Below are 15,151 nucleotides of genomic sequence, written 5' to 3' on the forward strand. Positions count from 1 at the left end.
CGATCCTTCCGATCCTTCCGCGGCCTCCGCGGCCGGAAACTGTGCGCGCAGGAACGCATCGGCCTCGACCAACGCGCCCTCGGCGGCGGACTGTCCGGCAAACTCGAGGAACTGCTGCACGATGTTCGACAGCGAATCCACGTCGTGCAGGAAGCCCGCGCGGTCGTCATCGGCCGGCAGCAGGCTCGCGCGCAGCTTCAGGCGCGTGAGCGGCGCCTTCAGGTCGTGCGCGACGCCGGCGAGCATCACCGCCTGGTCGTCGTCCGCTTCGTTCAGGCGGCGCATCATGTCGTTGAACGCGTTGATCAGGTCGCGCAACTCGCGCGGCCCCTGCTCGCCGACCGGGGTCGGCCGCCCGCCCGCGCCGAACACGCGCGCCGCCAGCGCGACGCGGGACAGCGGCCGCTGCATCTGCCACGCGACCAGCACCGACAGGATGATCGCCGCCACCAGGATCGACACCGTCTCGACGACGAAGCGTGGCGGCGGCGGCATGTCCATCGGCACGACGGTCCATGCGGGCGCGCCCGCGTAGCGGACCCAGATGTGCGGCGGCCGGGTATCGTCGACGGCGATGTCGCTGCCCGGCGGCAGGTGCGCACGCAGATAGCGCGCCAGATGAACCAGCGGATGATCAGTCGGCTCGTGCAGGCGGACGTCGCCCGGCACCGCGCCGGCAGGCACCGTGCGCACGCGCCACTCCGGCGCGACGTCCGGCTCGCTCGCGGTCCTGCCGTTCGCGGCCTGCAGCACCAGCAGCATGCCGCGCGCGAAGCCATCGGCGTCGTGGCGCGGCTGGCGGATCGCGAGCATCACGAACCAGCTCGACTGGATCACGAGCAGCACCACGGTCGACAGCAAGGCCATCCGGCCGAACAGCGTATTCAACGGATTCTTCATCGGACACTCAACAGACGCGCGCGGGGTCATCGCCCGCGTCGGGCACGAACACGTAGCCCTTGCCGCGCACGGTCTGGATGTAGCGCGGATTCGACGGATCGGCCTCGATCGTGCGGCGCAGCCGCCAGATCGGCACGTCGAGGCCGCGGTCGTGAAACGCCATCTCGTCGCGGTGCATCAGGTCGTGGATCAGCACCCGCGACAGCACCTTGTACGGGTGACTCGCAAAAATCCTCAGCAGACCGAATTCACTGTTGCGAAGCGGCAGCGGCTCGGCGTCGCGGAGCAGCACCCGCGAGCCGAAGTCGAGCTCGAACGGGCCGAACCGGAACCGCGGCCGCGCCTCCGGCGCGCTCGCCAGCGCCGGCCCGCGCCGCCGCAGCACGGCCTGGATCCGCGCCAGCAGCTCGCCCGGATCGAACGGCTTGGTCAGGTAGTCGTCCGCGCCGAGCGACAAGCCGGCGATGCGCTCGGGAATCGTGCCGCGCGCGGTCACGAAGATCACCGGGATGTCGTCGCCGGACGCGCGCAGCGCCGCGAGCGCGGTCAGCCCGTCCGTGTTCGGCATCATGATGTCCAGCACGATCGCCGACGGACGCTCGCGCTCGAGCCGGCGTTGCAGATGGGTGCCGTCGTGCAGCACGGACGTGTCGACGCCGTTGGACTGGAGAAAGCGGCACAGCAAATCGCGCACGACGGGATCGTCGTCGACTATCAGGACCTGGGGATTCATCGTGGAACGTGAGTGCGGGCAGCGCCGGCCGCCTGACGGCGCCGGCGCAATCGGCCGTCATCATCGCATGGCGCGGTTTGCAAACGGCTTTCAGGTGCGGGATCGCGGGATCGCACCGGAGGCCATCCGGCACCCCAGTGCGGGCACGCACATCGTTCGCGGCACAGGACCGTGCCGGCGAGCATGCGCGATGCGACGCGCTGCCGGCTATCAGGCCGCCGTGCTGACGAACGTGCCGCTCGAGGCGGATCCGCTGCCTTGCAGGTTGCTCGCCAGCGTCGTCAGGAATTGCTGCAGCGTGGCGGTCGTCGAGCTCGACGAGCTGCTCGATGCGCCCAGCGCGGACAGCAGGTTCTGGAAGTCGCTCGTCAGCTTGCTCGTGCTCGACGACGTGCCCGTCGAAGTCGAAGCGCTCGTCGTGGACGACGTCGACGCGTCGGTCGAGCTCGTGCCCGACGTCAGCGACTGCGCGAGACTCGCGATTGCCGACGCGAGATCGTTGCCATAGCCCTGCCCCTGGGGCGGCGGCGGGGGCGGCGGCATCGACGCGGTGGACGACGAGGTGCTGGACGACGAGGTGTCGGTCGACGACGTGCTGGCCGTAGACGTGCTGGTCGACGATGCGCTGGTCGACGCGCTCGCCGGCGGCGGCGGGGGCGGCGTGCTGCCGGACTGCTGCGCGACGGTCTGGAACAGGTCCCCGAGGAATTGCTGGAGCGCGCTGCCGACCGAGCTCGACGACGTCGACGACGTGCTGCCGGTCGAATCGATCGACGACGTGGATGCGCTCGTATCCGTCGACGACGTGCTCGTGCTGCTCGACGACGTCAGCCCAAGCTGGGCCAGCGCGGCCGCGATCGCGGCCGCCAGCGGGTTCGTGCTCGAGCTGCTGCTCGACGACGAATCGGTGCTCGTCTGGGATTCTGCACGCTTCAATGCGCTCGCTTGCCAGATTTGTGCGCTGGCGCTCGTTCCGGTCAATGCCGAAATTGACATGGATGGTCTCCGTGAGTGTGGCGACATGCCAGATGCATCAGCCACCATGGCCGAAGCGCAAGCGATATTACGGCGGCGTGCATGACGGAGTGAATAGCGCGGCGGGCTTCATTGCCTTACCAAAACTTTCCTGGGGGGGTAAGGCGGCGCACAGGAGCGGGGGCGAGAGACGTGCATCAGGCAGATGCCTATCCCTGCGACAAAGACCAGGCGAAACAAGCTCCAGTGCTCCAGCGACTGAGCCATGGGAAACCGAGTCACCCCGACCTCGATCAGCGCAAGTCCGATGGCAAGTACGCCCCACTGGCTCTGGCGACACGCGACGTAGCCAGCCATTGGAGCGACGATGACGACGCCCAGGAAGAACAGGCTCGATGCGGCGCCGAGCACCGTGTCGGAGAACCCGGCCTCTTTCATCCTGAGCGAGATCCCCGCGTTGTAGAGCCCCACTGCGGTTCCGGCGAGCAGAGCCACTCCATACAGGACCACGAGCTCCTTGCTCCACGGGCTAGCGACCGATCGAGATGACGAGTTGGTGTTCACCGTTGCGAAGTTGATTTGGAATGCCTACAGGCTGTGCCAGACTTGCCGCAAGCCGATCGCATGCACGGCTGCGATAACAATGCATATGGATGAGCTCCACCACCAGAACGCCTGACTGCGGCCGGAACTCGGCGCGTCGATGAGAAAGCCCGCGACGCCGCGCAGCAGGTAGATCGCCGTGATCGCGAAGATGACCCAGCGAATCCCGGGCAGCGGCAACGGCCGGCCCGCGCCAGCCAGCGCATAGGCAGCCCATCCGAACAGAATCAGCGCGATCGCCAGCGTGATGAGGTGGGGCTGCAGCCACCCGGCCTCCACCATCCGCGCCATGTCCTCTCCGGCGCCCAGGAACCGATACCAAGAGGCACCGAAGGCGATGCACGCCAGGTGCAGAATACCTGCGGCTGCGCTCGCCATCATGCCGGCCAACAGCCAAGGATTCAGTGTGTGAACAGTCTGGTCCATTTCGAGCAAGCCCTCGCCTCAGAGCGCAACCATTTCGTCTGCCAGCACACTCGCTCGCAACGCAGTACGATGGATCTTTCCATTGCTGCCCTTGGGCAGCGGAGTCGACCTCAGCACGAGGTGCGTCGGCCTGCGCGTGGCATCGAGCTGCGCTTGTAGCCGTGACCTGATCTCGGAGACCAAGGCCGACCGAAGGCCATCGTGAACAGCGCTATTCAGTGCCCTGAAACCGTCCAGGAAGACCACGGTGGCGCCATGCTTCGAGCATGTCAACTCAAGAACGAAGACCGGATAGGCGGGACCCGAGCTGACTGCCACTCGCTGCTGCAACCCGATCGGCCAAGTATTCAGATCGTTGGCGCATGCGTCCACATCTGCGGCCATCTGCGCATATGTGCGAAAGCCGGCTCGACCTTGGTACGCAATAGCGTCGGGGAATCTGGTCGCTATGTCCATAAACGCTTCATAGAACTTCTTCATGTTACCTCCACCGTCGTTGTTGAGGTCGGTCACTTTTTCCCACACTCATGCAGGCATACGCCAGCAAACTGCAGCAGCCCGATCTCGCGGACTAGTGCAGCGTCGCGCCGGCTCTGCGCAGGGCCTGATAGCATTCCAAGGATGCCTTCGCATGGTGAGCGGCGTGATGGTTTGTGTAGAGAATGAGGAATCCAAGAACAGCGGGCATGCGAATGCTCACACCCTCCGCGTAGTGCTCCAAACCCTTCCGCCCAACCGGCCGCTCCGCAGAGAAATAGTGCTGAGATTGCGAGATCATCAGCTCCGCAAGGAAGAAGACAAGGTTCTGGCGCATATGGCATTTCCCACGGACTCGTAGACGCACCGAGGTTGATCGAAAGAGATAAAGACATAATGTCCAACAGCGCGCGGAGATGCGCAAGAAGTAATCAATCAATTAGTACGTTTTTCGAAAATTACTTAGGTATTCGCAAAGAATTTCTCAGATTTTTCTTATTGTTATTTGTAGCGCACTGAAGCAGCGCCTAGTTATCTGAAAACCATTCTTTTCCAAGGGGCGCCACCACGCGGGGTCATCTAGAGGCGAAGTCCAGAGAGATAGAGATGTGATTGGCCTCGCTGTTTGGGGAGGGGGTGCTTTCGCGCCTGATCCCGTCTAGTAAACCTCCCCCCAGCTTCACGCAGTCCCATGCCTGTCGGATATACGTCGTAGCTTTCCGTGCAAGTACAGGGCTTCAATGATATGGACCACCTCGCCCCGCTACGCCGCCTCGTATCCGCTTCCTGTTCGTCAGGCCAGCGCTTTGCCTTCGGCTTCCTCCAGATTTGCAGTCGCCCGCGACACCCTTGCCGTTCGGCTAACACTTCCCCTTGCCGGGTGTGTAGAGGATTTTCACCTCCAGGTAGGTGCGCCCTGCCGGGCGCACCTCAAAAAAAACGCTCGCGCCCGAACCCGGGACGCGAGCGCTTCACACCGCATACCTTGCGCGCAACCCCTCAATGCACGCCGAGATACGCCTTCACCGCCGGCAGCCCCGGCTTGCCGTCGAGCGTCGTCACGCCCGCGAGCCACTTGTCGAGCACCTGCGGATTCGCCTTCAGCCACTCGGCGGCGGCCTTGTTCGGGTCCTCCTTGTTCATGATCGGCATCATCACGTGGTTCTCGATCGACGTCGAGAACTGCAGGTTCGACACGAACTTCGCGACGTTCGGGCAACGCGACGCATAATCCGGCGGCGTCGCCGTCAGCACCTTCGCTTCGCCGTAGTTCGGACCGAACACGTCGTCGCCGCCGCTCAGATAGTCGATTTTCATCTGCACGTTCATCGGATGCGGCTCCCACCCAAGAAACACGATCCACTGCTTGTCGCGGATCGCGCGGTTCACCTCGACCAGCATCCCCGCCTCGCTCGACTCGACCATCCTGAACTTGCCGAGCCCGAACTGGTTGCCGTCGATCATCTTCTTGATCAGCAGGTTGCCGTCGTTGCCCGGCTCGATCCCGTAGATCCTGCCGTTCAGCTTGTCCGCGAATTTCTGGATGTCGGCGAACGACTTCAGGCCGCCCTGGTACACGTAGTCGGGCACCGCGAGCGTGTATTTCGCGCCGGTCAGGTTCGGCGTCGCCAGCACCTTGATCGTGTTCGCCTTCACGAACGGCGCGATGATCGGGTCCATCGTCGGCGACCAGTAGCCGAGAAACACGTCGATCTGCTTGCTCTTGATGCCGGCGAACGTGATCGGCACCGACGCGATCGTCTTGGTCGGCGCGTAGCCGAGGCCCGCGAGCATTGTCGACGCGAGCCCGGTCGTCGCCGCGATGTCGGACCAGCCGACGTCGGCGAACCGCACGCTCCTGCAGACCGGCGGATCGGCCGCGAACGCGGTCGAGACCGGTGCGGCGGCCATCCCGAGCCCGCACGCCGCTGCGATCAGAAGTCGCTTCATCTGTGTTCTCCTCAAAGTGATGTCGTTCGAATCGGTAAAGGGATCGTCGATGGAGCGCGTGCGCCGCGATCCCGGCGGCGACGCGGGCCGTTCGTTGCGTAGCCGGTCATCGCCCTGGCAACCGGCGCTCGTAGCTCGGCGCATGGCCGAACTGCGCGCGATACGCCTTGCTGAAATGGCATGGCGAATGGAACCCGCAGATCGTCGTCACGCGGGCGATCGATGCGTCGCTCGTGCGCAGCAGGTCGCGCGCGCGCTTCAGGCGCAACGTCAGGTAGTAGTGCGTCGGCGACACGTTCAGGTACACCTTGAACATGCGCTGCAGATGCCGCTGCGACAGCCGCACGAGCCGCGCCAGCTCATCCAGCGACAGCGGCTCCTCGATGTTCGCCTCCATCAGCCGCACGACCTCGATCAGTTCCGCACGAGAAAATCCCACCCGCGCATCCACCGGTATCGGCTGCGGATCGGTCGCGCTGCGGATCCGTTCGAGGATGAACTGCTCCGACACCTGCGCGGCGAGCTGCTGGCCGAAGCGCGCGCCGACGAGGTTCAGCATCAGGTCGAGCGGCGCGGTGCCGCCGGTGCAGGTCAGCCGGTCGCGATCCACGACGAACAGCTCGTCGGCGAAGTGCACCTGCGGGAACTCCGCGTGCAGCATCGACAGGTTTTCCCAATGCACGGCGCACCGGTAGCCGTCGAGCAAGCCGCTCGACATCAGCGCATACGCGCCGGTGCAGATCCCGCCGAGCGGCACGCCGCGCTCGGCCAGCCCGGCCAGCAGCGCCCGGGTGCCGTCGTCCATCACGTCGCGGATGCGGGTGCCGCCGCAGACGATCATCACGTCGGGCAGGCACGCCGCATCGAGCGCCTGCGTCGGCCGCACGACGATGCCGTTGCTCGCCTGCGCCGGCACGCCGCCGGGCGAATGGATCGACCAGCGGTAATGGTCGGCGCGCCCGACGTAGTTGGCCATGCGCAGGACTTCGACCGCGCTCGAAAACGCAATCATCGAAAAATTCGGCAGCGTCAGAAAGCCGAAGTGTGCAAGCGACGAAGCCGGTGAAACGCAGGCGGGCGCAGCGACGACTGACCTCACATCGGTCTCCTGACGATCGGGTTGCACGACGCCAGCCCCGCGGCGGCAGGCCGCGGAAGCCGACGTGAACTCTGCGGAAGCGGCCGGCGGCACGCGCCGGCCGGGCGATCAGGCCTGCACGGTCGCGGCCTTGACGCGGAACAGTTGCTTGAGACCCGAGAACAGCGGCGCCTTCGCGGTGCCCGGCGCGCGGCCGAAGCTCTCGGTGAGACGGTCGAGGATGATCGCGAGCAGCACGACCGACAGGCCGCTCTCGAAACCGAGGCCGATGTCGAGGCGCTGGATGCTGGCGAGCACGTCGTTGCCGAGACCGCCCGCGCCGACCATCGACGCGATGATCACCATCGACAGCGCCATCATGATCGTCTGGTTCACGCCCTGCATGATCGACGGCAGCGCGTTCGGGAACTGTACCTTGTAGAGCAGCTGCCACGGCGTGCAGCCGAACGCCTGGCCCGCCTCGACGATCTCGAGGTTCACGTGGCGGATACCGAGGCTCGTCAGGCGCACCGCGGGCGGCATCGCGAAGATCACCGTCGACAGGATGCCGGGCACGCGGCCGAGGCCGAACAGCATCGCGGCGGGAATCAGGTAGACGAATGCGGGCATCGTCTGCATCAGGTCGAGGATCGGCCGCACGATCGCGGCGACCCACTTGCTCTTCGCCGCCCAGATGCCGAGCGGGATGCCGAGCACGAGGCTGATGATCGTCGACGACAGCGTGAGGCCGAGCGTCACGACGGTCTGGTCCCAGAAGCCCGTCGCGAAGATCAGCAGCAGCGACGCGGTCGTGAACAGCGCGAAGCGCCAGCCCACGCGCCAGAGACCGACGCCGATGAACAGCGCCATCATCGCCCACATGGGCACGGCCTGCAGGCTGTGCTCGACGAACGCGGCAAACCCTTCGATCGTGCGGCCGATCGCGTCGAAGGTCTTCGCGTCGTGATCGAGGAGGTAATGGACGGACTGGTCGACCCAGCTGCCGAGCGGAATGATTTCAGACATGGGAGCCTCGCGAGCGCGTGATGGCCTTCAGGATGACGGCACGGTCGACCGAGCCGCAGTAACAGCCGTCGTCGTCGACGACAGGCAGCGCGTTCGGGCTGGCGACCACGCGCGCGACGACGTGGTCGAGCGACGCGTCGCGGCGGATGCTCTCGACGGGCCGCACGCGCGGCGCGGCGCTGCCGATCGCGTCGCGGGTAACGAAGCCGCGTATCTTGCGTTCGGCATCGAGGACGAACGCGTATTCGGCGCTGCCGTTGAGCGTCGCTGCGACGTTCGCGGGATCGAGCTTCGAGACGAGCGGCACCGCGCCCGTCTGCATCAGGTCGCCGGCCGTCAGGTAGCGGCTCGTGTCGATGCCGTCGAAGAACGCGCGGACGTAATCGTCGGCCGGGTTCGCGATGATGTCCTGCGGCGTGCCGACCTGCACGAGGCGGCCGCCCTCCATGATCGCGATCCGGTTGCCGATCCGCAGCGCCTCCTCCAGGTCGTGGGACACGAACATGATCGTGCGGCGCTGCTCCTTCTGCAGTTGCAGCAGCACGTTCTGCATTTCCTTGCGCTTGAGCGGATCGAGCGCGGAGAACGCTTCGTCCATGATCATCAGCGACGGGTTGACGGCCAGCGCGCGGGCAAGGCCGACGCGCTGCTGCATGCCGCCGGACAGTTCCGACGGCAGCTTCTGCGCGAACGTCGCGAGGCCGACCTGCTCGAGCACCTCCATCGCGCGGCGCTCGCGCTCCTTCTTGCCGACGCCGGCCACTTCGAGGCCGAACGCCGCGTTCGACACGACGCTGCGCTGCGGCATCAGCGCGAACGACTGGAACACCATGCTCATGTCCTTGCGGCGCAGCGCGGTCAGTTCCGAGCGACGCACGGCGGCGACGTCGCGGCCGCCGATCAGCACCTTGCCCGCCGTCGGCTCGACGAGCCGGTTGACGAGGCGGATCAACGTCGACTTGCCGGAGCCGGACAGGCCCATCAGCACAAAAATCTCGCCTTCGCGCACGTCGAACGAGACGTCGTGCACACCGACGACCTGGCCCGTGCGCTTGAACACTTCGTCCTTCGTCGCACCGGCTGCGAGCATGTCGAGCGCCTGCTGCGGATTGTTGCCAAACACCTTGCACAGACCTTCGACCACGACCTTGGGGGCATCCATCGAAACCATCTCCTCGTGTAGCGGGGACACACGCGTCACACAGCGTGCCTACATGGTTGCCAGAAAAAACCCCGGGCTGCCGACGAATTGCGACAGTCGCTTGAGGAAATGCGACACGGGTGGATGGCGGCCGGCGGCGGCGCCGGGCGGGACGGGGCGCGCGATGCGCGCGGCTTGCGGCGGTGCATCAGGCGCACGGCCAGTACAGGTGGGGGTTGCCGCCGATCGTTGTGCGGCGCGAGGTGGCCGGCGCGGTACGGCAGAAGGCTGAAGAATGCGCGTGAGGGTGCGTCGCTTTCCGACAAATCGGCGTCCGTTCGTGAAATCCCGCATGCGCTCGCGCGGCGCGACGCGAGGATGGCGATTGCAGCGGCGCGCTTTCGGACGGCTCGTCACTCATGAGGGCATGCGGCATCCGCGCCATGCCCTCATGTCGCGCCCCGCCGCGTCAGCGTGCCGACGACGCTCGAAAACTCGCGAGCCAGTCGTGCCACATCGCATCCTGCTTTTCGCCGAACGAGCGAACGCCGGTGCAGGAAAAAACCAGCACGCGGCCGGGCTGATGAATGAACGCGGCTTGTCTCTGGTGAATCGTCTGGGCGCCGTGCTTCTGTGTCGCACTGAACTGTTCGCCGGTGATCTCGCCATTGCCCAGCGTCACGGGCTCGCGCCGCGTCAGCGCATAGCCCGGCAGGTTCTTTCTGAGCAACACGAGCTGACGATCGAGATATGCGGTCAGCCCTTCGTCCGGCAACAGCGTGTCGCGGGTGATATTGAAGTTGATTGGCGACAGGGCAGCGTTGGTCAGCACGAAAACGTTGGTTGTGCGATCTTCAAATCCGTCCGGCAGCGCAATACTGCCTTCCTCGAACGTGTAGTGTGAATTCATGTGATTTCCCAATGTTGTTTACCAGGGCGATGTGTTCAGGTCGATGCGCGCCCTTCATCTCGAGGGTGCCGGATGCGATTTCGTTGATCTGCACACCTTCCGGCTGAATCGCGTCGTTCTCGAAAAAATCGACCTCACGATTCAAATGGTATCCGCCAAATTCATCTCAAAAAATACCCAACCGATGAATCTGCTTTATTTTTACACTTCTTGTCATTTTCTTTAAAATTCAACTCTCTACCTATCACAACAATTCGCACTGAAAATCAATATAACGAGATTAACCGGCGATTATTTTCCCGCCGTGTCTGCGATACCCGAATCCCGCTCCGGACTCCGCCAAGCGGCCGATCGACCTTGGCCTCCGCACACCGAAACGACGCAACGACGCGCATCGAACCGGCGTGTCGGATGACGAAACGCGAGAAACGACAGGTGCGATCGACCGGCTATGCTAGATTCACGGAAACGATTCCCGGCTACCCTGCGCCGGCCATATTTCCGAGACATGCGCCCGACAAAGCGGGCCATCGTGCACCTCTGCCTTTTGAATCACGTGGGATCCGAAAATCCATAACGAGAGGGAACGCATTCCATGATGTGGGTCCTGGGCGCGATCGGTTTCGTCGCAGGCGGCATTGCCGGCCTGATGCATGACTTTTCTCCTGTGTATGGTGCGTTGCTGGGCTGGGTGCTCGGGTTCCTGATCGGCCGCACGCTGGATCGCGGCAAGCACCCGGCCGGGACAAAGGCACCCGCCACGCGTCGCGACGAGCCTCCCGGCACGCTGGCCGAGCGCGTCGCACGACTCGAAGCGACGGTCGAAGCGCTAACGCGGGAAGTCGCCCAGCTGCGGGGCCCGTCCGCGAACGCATCGGCAGCCGCCCCGCCGCCCGCACTTCCGGCGCAACCGCAGCCCGAGCCGCTACAGCCGGCGGTGCAACCCGCCGCCACGCGCGACGCGTACGCGATCCCCCCGCAGGGCGCCATCCCCGCATCCGTTTCCCGGACGGTCACGTCCGCGCCGCCTGCCGAACCGATCGCACCTCCCGTCGCACCGGCCGGCAGCGGCAACGCCGCGGCCACGCCTGCCACGCCCTCCATACCTGTTACGCCCGCCACGGCCGCCTCTGCGACAACCGGCGCGCGCAACACCGGCGAAGCCCCCGCGCCACGCGAACCCGACCTCGCCGAGCGCCTGTTCCGTGCGGCGCGCGACTGGCTGCTCGGCGGCAATACCGTGGTGCGGGTCGGGATGATCGTGCTGTTCTTCGGGGTGGCGTTCCTGCTCAAGTACGCCGCCGACAGCAGCATGCTGCCGATCGAATTCCGTCTCGCCGGCGCGGCGCTGGGCGCGACGGCGCTGCTCGCGGCCGGCTGGCGCATCGGCGCGCGCCGTGCCGCGTACGGCCTCGTGCTGCAGGGCGGCGGCGTCGGCATGCTGTATCTGACCGTGTTCGCCGCCACCCGGCTGTATCACCTGCTGCCCGCCGGCGCAGCGTTTCCGCTGATGGTCGCGATCTGCGCGTTGAGCGCGTTCCTCGCCGTGCGCCAGAACGCGTCGCCGCTCGCCTTCATGGGCAGCGCGGGCGGCTTTCTCGCGCCGGTGCTGCTCGCGAGCGGCGGCGGCAGCCACGTCGTGCTGTTCACGTACTACGCGCTGCTGAACACCGGCATTCTCGCCATCGCGTGGTTCAAGGCCTGGCGCCCCCTCAACCTGCTCGGCTTCGTGTTCACGTTCACGCTCGGCTCGGCGTGGGGCGTCACCGCATACCGGCCGGCGCTGCTCGCCAGCACCGAGCCGTTCCTGATCCTGTTCTTCCTGATGTACGTCGGCATCGCGCTGCTTTATGCCGTGCATCGCGAGATCGCGCTCAAACACTACGTCGACGGCACGCTCGTATTCGGCACGCCGATCGTCGCGATCGCACTGCAGGCCGCGCTGATGAAGCACGTCGCGTTCGGCCTCGCATGGAGCGCCGTCGCGCTCGCGGCGTTCTACCTCGCCGTCGCGGCCTGGCTCGCGCGCCGCCGCGACCGCCTCGGCCTGCTGTTCGACGCGATGCTCGCGCTCGCGGTGATCTTCGCGACGCTCGCGATGCCGCTCGCGTTCACCGGACCGACGACCAGTGCCGCATGGGCGATCGAAGGCGCCGCGATCGTCTGGGTCGCGGTGCGCGAACGCCGCCTCGCGCCGTTCGGCTTCGGCCTGCTGATGCAGCTCGCCGCCGCCGGCGCGTTCCTCTCGGGCATGCTCGCGCATCCCGAAGCAGCGGCGACGCCGCCGGTGCTCAACGGCGCGTACATCGCCACGCTGATGGTTGCGCTCGCAGGACTCTTCACGGGCTGGTGGCTGCATGGGCGAGGCGACGCGCGCGCATGGCACGCGTGGATGCCGGAGATCGGCCTCGCGGCCGCCGGTTGGGGATTGCTATGGTGGATCGGCGGCGGGCTGCACGAAATCGTCGCGTATGCCGACGCGCACGTCGACGCGAACCGCGCGCGCTTCATGCTGGACGCGATCGCGCTGTTCGCGGCCTCGACCGCATGGCTCGCCCACGCCGCGCGCAGAACGCTCGCGTGGCCGCTCGCCGAATGGCCGGCGCTCGCGCTCGTGCCGGCGCTGACGCTGCTCGCGGTCCGCGCGTTCGAGCTCGACGAAGCCCCGCTCACCGGGCTCGGCGCGCTCGCCTGGCCGATCGTCGTCGCGTCGGTTTACGCGCTGCTGTGGCGCCAGCAACGCGACACCGGCGAACGCGCGATCGCGCCGCTGCATGCGCTGATGTTCTGGAACCTCTGCGGCCTGCTCGCGCTGGAGGGCTTCTGGCGTCTGCGCGCGTTCGTGCCGGAAGGCGCGTGGAGCTGGAGCGCCTGGGCCTACGGCTTCGGCCTGCTGCTTCTGCTGGTGTCCGGCGCGGGCGCGCGCCTGCGGTGGCCCGTCGCGCGCTTCGCGCACGCGTATCAGGTCTGGGGCGCGACGCCGCTCGCCGCGTTGCTGTGGGCATGGAGCGTCGCCAGCACGCAAAGCGACGGCGATGCGTCGCCGCTCGTCTGGCTGCCGTTGCTGAATCCGCTCGATGTCGCGCAGCTGCTCGCGTTCCTCGCGGTCGCGACATGGCTGCGGCGCCTGAAGGCACTCGGTGTCCCGTGGCATACCCGCGCCGTCGATTACGCCGCGCTCGCGACCGTGTTCCTGTGGTTCAACGCGTTGCTGCTGCGTACGCTGCACTACTGGGCAGACGTGCCGTATGCCATCGACGACATGGCCCGCTCGACGCTCGCGCAGGCGTCGATGTCCGTGTTCTGGACCGTGTGGGCGCTCGCGACGATGATCTGGGCGACACGCCGCGTGCTGCGTCCGCTCTGGTTCGCGGGCGCCGCGTTGCTCGCGATCACCGTCGTCAAGCTGTTCCTGTTCGACCTGTCGCACCTGCAGGGCCTCGAACGGATCGTGTCCTTCATCGGCATCGGCACGCTGCTGCTGTTGATCGGCTATTTTTCGCCGCTGCCGCCGAAGGCGAAAGACCTCACCGAAGGCAGCCCATGAAACGCGTTCTTGCAGCGATCGGATTGAGTGCATGGTCGTCGCTCGCGGGCGCCGGCACGGGCGACGCGCATTTCGCGCAACGGTTCGCGCTCGATCTCGACGGCAATGCCCCGTACTACGCGGTCACGGTGCCGCAGGCGGTCTATGCGGCAAGCCTGCACGGCGACCTCGGCGACCTGCGCGTGCTCAACGGCGCGGGCGAACCCGTTCCGTATTCGCTCGACGCGCCGGCGCCCGCGGGGCCTCCGCCGCAACGCCGGCCAGTCCATTGGTTCCCGCTTCCGGCGGCCGACGGCGGCACGCGCAATGCGCCGCTCGGCGTGTCGGTCGCGGCGGACGGGTCGCTCCACGCGACGGCGACGCCGCCACGCGCGGGACGCAGCGCGGACCTCGTCGATCTCGCGCGCGTCGACGGTCAGGTCGAAGCATTGCTGATCCATCTGCGCAACGACAGCTATCAGGGCCGCGTGAGCGTCGAGACGAGCAACGACTTGCGCAGCTGGCAGCCGCTGACCGACACGCAACTGCTCAAGGTCAGCTACGACGGCAACACGCTGACCCAGGAGCGCATCGAGCTCGACGGCGCGCGCGGGCGCTACCTGCGGTTGAACTGGCCGGACGGCGCGCCGGAGATCGCGTCCGCCGAAGTCGAACTGCGAACGGACGACGCAAGCGCGGCCACGCCGCGGCAGTGGCGCGACGGCGCGCGGGTGCGAGCCGGCCAGTCTCCTGGCGAGTATCTGTTCGAAACGGATGGCGCCTATCCGGTCGATCGTCTGCGTCTGGATCTGCCGCAGCCGAACACCGTCGCACACGCCACGGCCCAGTCTCGCGCGAACGCGCAGGCGCCGTGGCGCGACGTGGCGAACGGCGTGCTGTTCCGGTTGCGCGGCCAGTCCGGCGATCAGCGCAACCGGCCGCTGGAACTGCAGCCGGACCGGGATCGGGCGTGGCGCATCGTCGTCGATACGCGCAACGGCGGCCTGGGCGGCGGCATGCCGTCGGTCGTGGTCGGCTGGCGTCCCGCGTCGCTGACCTTCCTCGCGCGCGGCGCGCCGCCGTTCACGCTTGCCGTCGGCAATGCGCGGCTCGTGTCGGCGGCCGTGCGCCGCGACGAATTGCTGATCGGCGCGGGAACCGCGATCTCGTCCGCGCGCGTCGGTCATGCGCTGCCGGTCTCGCCGCAGGAAGCCCGCGCGGCCGCCGCGACCGAAGATGCCGACGCGACGCGCCGCCACGTGCTGTGGGCGGCACTCGTCGTCGCGGTCGGTGCGCTCGGGACGATCGCCTGGCGCCTGTCGCGCGGCGGCGGAACGCAGGATCGCGAAAGCCGCTGAGCGAAGCGGCGCGCGATGAATGCGTGGGCGACACCGGCGTCGCCCACG

Annotated in this window: 14 protein-coding genes and 1 pseudogene; 3 read left to right on the forward strand and 12 right to left on the reverse strand. The window is 66.7% G+C overall.

Translation table 11 applies throughout. From position 1 onward, the window contains the following. The 3 genes from LIG30_RS22875 to LIG30_RS27380 form a co-directional block, all read right to left on the reverse strand. Window positions 1-900 (reverse strand): HAMP domain-containing protein (locus LIG30_RS22875; protein WP_038715772.1); only part of this gene is annotated, 900 nt, incomplete at its 3' end. Window positions 901-907: 7 nt separating this feature from the next. Next, the gene (locus LIG30_RS22880; protein ID WP_038715775.1) at window positions 908-1,633 is read right to left on the reverse strand and encodes a response regulator; all 726 of its coding nucleotides are present in this window, start codon (window positions 1,631-1,633) and stop codon (window positions 908-910) included. Window positions 1,634-1,843: 210 nt separating this feature from the next. Continuing rightward, the gene (locus LIG30_RS27380; protein ID WP_152986203.1) at window positions 1,844-2,176 is read right to left on the reverse strand and encodes a hypothetical protein; all 333 of its coding nucleotides are present in this window, start codon (window positions 2,174-2,176) and stop codon (window positions 1,844-1,846) included. Between the two features lie 7 nt (window positions 2,177-2,183). Between LIG30_RS27380 and LIG30_RS22890 the strand changes: the two genes are divergently transcribed. After that, window positions 2,184-2,714 carry a hypothetical protein gene (locus LIG30_RS22890; RefSeq protein ID WP_038715777.1) on the forward strand — a complete coding sequence of 177 codons (531 nt, stop codon included), beginning with the start codon at window positions 2,184-2,186 and terminating at the stop codon, window positions 2,712-2,714. Between the two features lie 23 nt (window positions 2,715-2,737). On the opposite strand, the gene LIG30_RS22895 is transcribed toward LIG30_RS22890, so the two are convergent. The 9 genes and pseudogenes from LIG30_RS22895 to LIG30_RS22935 all read right to left on the reverse strand — a co-directional run bounded on the left by LIG30_RS22895 (window position 2,738) and on the right by LIG30_RS22935 (window position 10,219). Next, window positions 2,738-3,079 carry a hypothetical protein gene (locus tag LIG30_RS22895; protein WP_152986204.1) on the reverse strand — a complete coding sequence of 114 codons (342 nt, stop codon included), beginning with the start codon at window positions 3,077-3,079 and terminating at the stop codon, window positions 2,738-2,740. Window positions 3,080-3,196: 117 nt separating this feature from the next. Then, window positions 3,197-3,637, reverse strand: coding sequence for a hypothetical protein (locus LIG30_RS22900; protein WP_051995148.1), 441 nt, complete (start codon window positions 3,635-3,637; stop codon window positions 3,197-3,199). 18 nt (window positions 3,638-3,655) lie between these two features. After that, window positions 3,656-4,117: an AMP-binding protein gene (locus tag LIG30_RS22905; protein ID WP_152986205.1), complete on the reverse strand. Its 462-nt coding sequence runs from the start codon at window positions 4,115-4,117 to the stop codon at window positions 3,656-3,658. Between the two features lie 91 nt (window positions 4,118-4,208). Then, the gene (locus LIG30_RS22910) at window positions 4,209-4,451 is read right to left on the reverse strand and encodes a hypothetical protein (protein WP_038715781.1); all 243 of its coding nucleotides are present in this window, start codon (window positions 4,449-4,451) and stop codon (window positions 4,209-4,211) included. 662 nt (window positions 4,452-5,113) lie between these two features. After that, window positions 5,114-6,064, reverse strand: a complete 951-nt coding sequence (locus LIG30_RS22915; RefSeq protein ID WP_038715782.1) for a choline ABC transporter substrate-binding protein — start codon at window positions 6,062-6,064, stop codon at window positions 5,114-5,116. A gap of 106 nt (window positions 6,065-6,170) precedes the next feature. Further along, window positions 6,171-7,163, reverse strand: a complete 993-nt coding sequence (locus LIG30_RS22920) for a GlxA family transcriptional regulator (protein ID WP_038715784.1) — start codon at window positions 7,161-7,163, stop codon at window positions 6,171-6,173. Between the two features lie 108 nt (window positions 7,164-7,271). Next, a complete protein-coding gene (choW, locus tag LIG30_RS22925) occupies window positions 7,272-8,168 on the reverse strand; it encodes a choline ABC transporter permease subunit (RefSeq protein ID WP_038715785.1) in 897 nt (298 codons plus the stop codon). Further along, window positions 8,161-9,452, reverse strand: a pseudogene (locus LIG30_RS22930) (quaternary amine ABC transporter ATP-binding protein); the annotation flags it as partial. The gene choW and the pseudogene LIG30_RS22930, both read right to left, overlap by 8 nt. A gap of 326 nt (window positions 9,453-9,778) precedes the next feature. Beyond that, window positions 9,779-10,219 (reverse strand): DcrB-related protein, encoded by a 441-nt coding sequence (locus tag LIG30_RS22935; protein WP_038715788.1) that lies wholly within the window; start codon window positions 10,217-10,219, stop codon window positions 9,779-9,781. 595 nt (window positions 10,220-10,814) lie between these two features. Between LIG30_RS22935 and LIG30_RS22940 the strand changes: the two genes are divergently transcribed. Both LIG30_RS22940 and LIG30_RS22945 read left to right on the forward strand, forming a co-directional pair. After that, a complete protein-coding gene (locus LIG30_RS22940; protein WP_038715791.1) occupies window positions 10,815-13,766 on the forward strand; it encodes a DUF2339 domain-containing protein in 2,952 nt (983 codons plus the stop codon). Then, window positions 13,763-15,103, forward strand: coding sequence for a DUF3999 domain-containing protein (locus tag LIG30_RS22945; protein WP_038715793.1), 1,341 nt, complete (start codon window positions 13,763-13,765; stop codon window positions 15,101-15,103). Before LIG30_RS22940 ends, LIG30_RS22945 begins: the two co-directional genes overlap by 4 nt. The last annotated feature ends 48 nt before the right edge of the window (window positions 15,104-15,151 follow it).

The organism is Burkholderia sp. lig30 (assembly GCF_000687455.2).
Classification (GTDB): domain Bacteria; phylum Pseudomonadota; class Gammaproteobacteria; order Burkholderiales; family Burkholderiaceae; genus Burkholderia.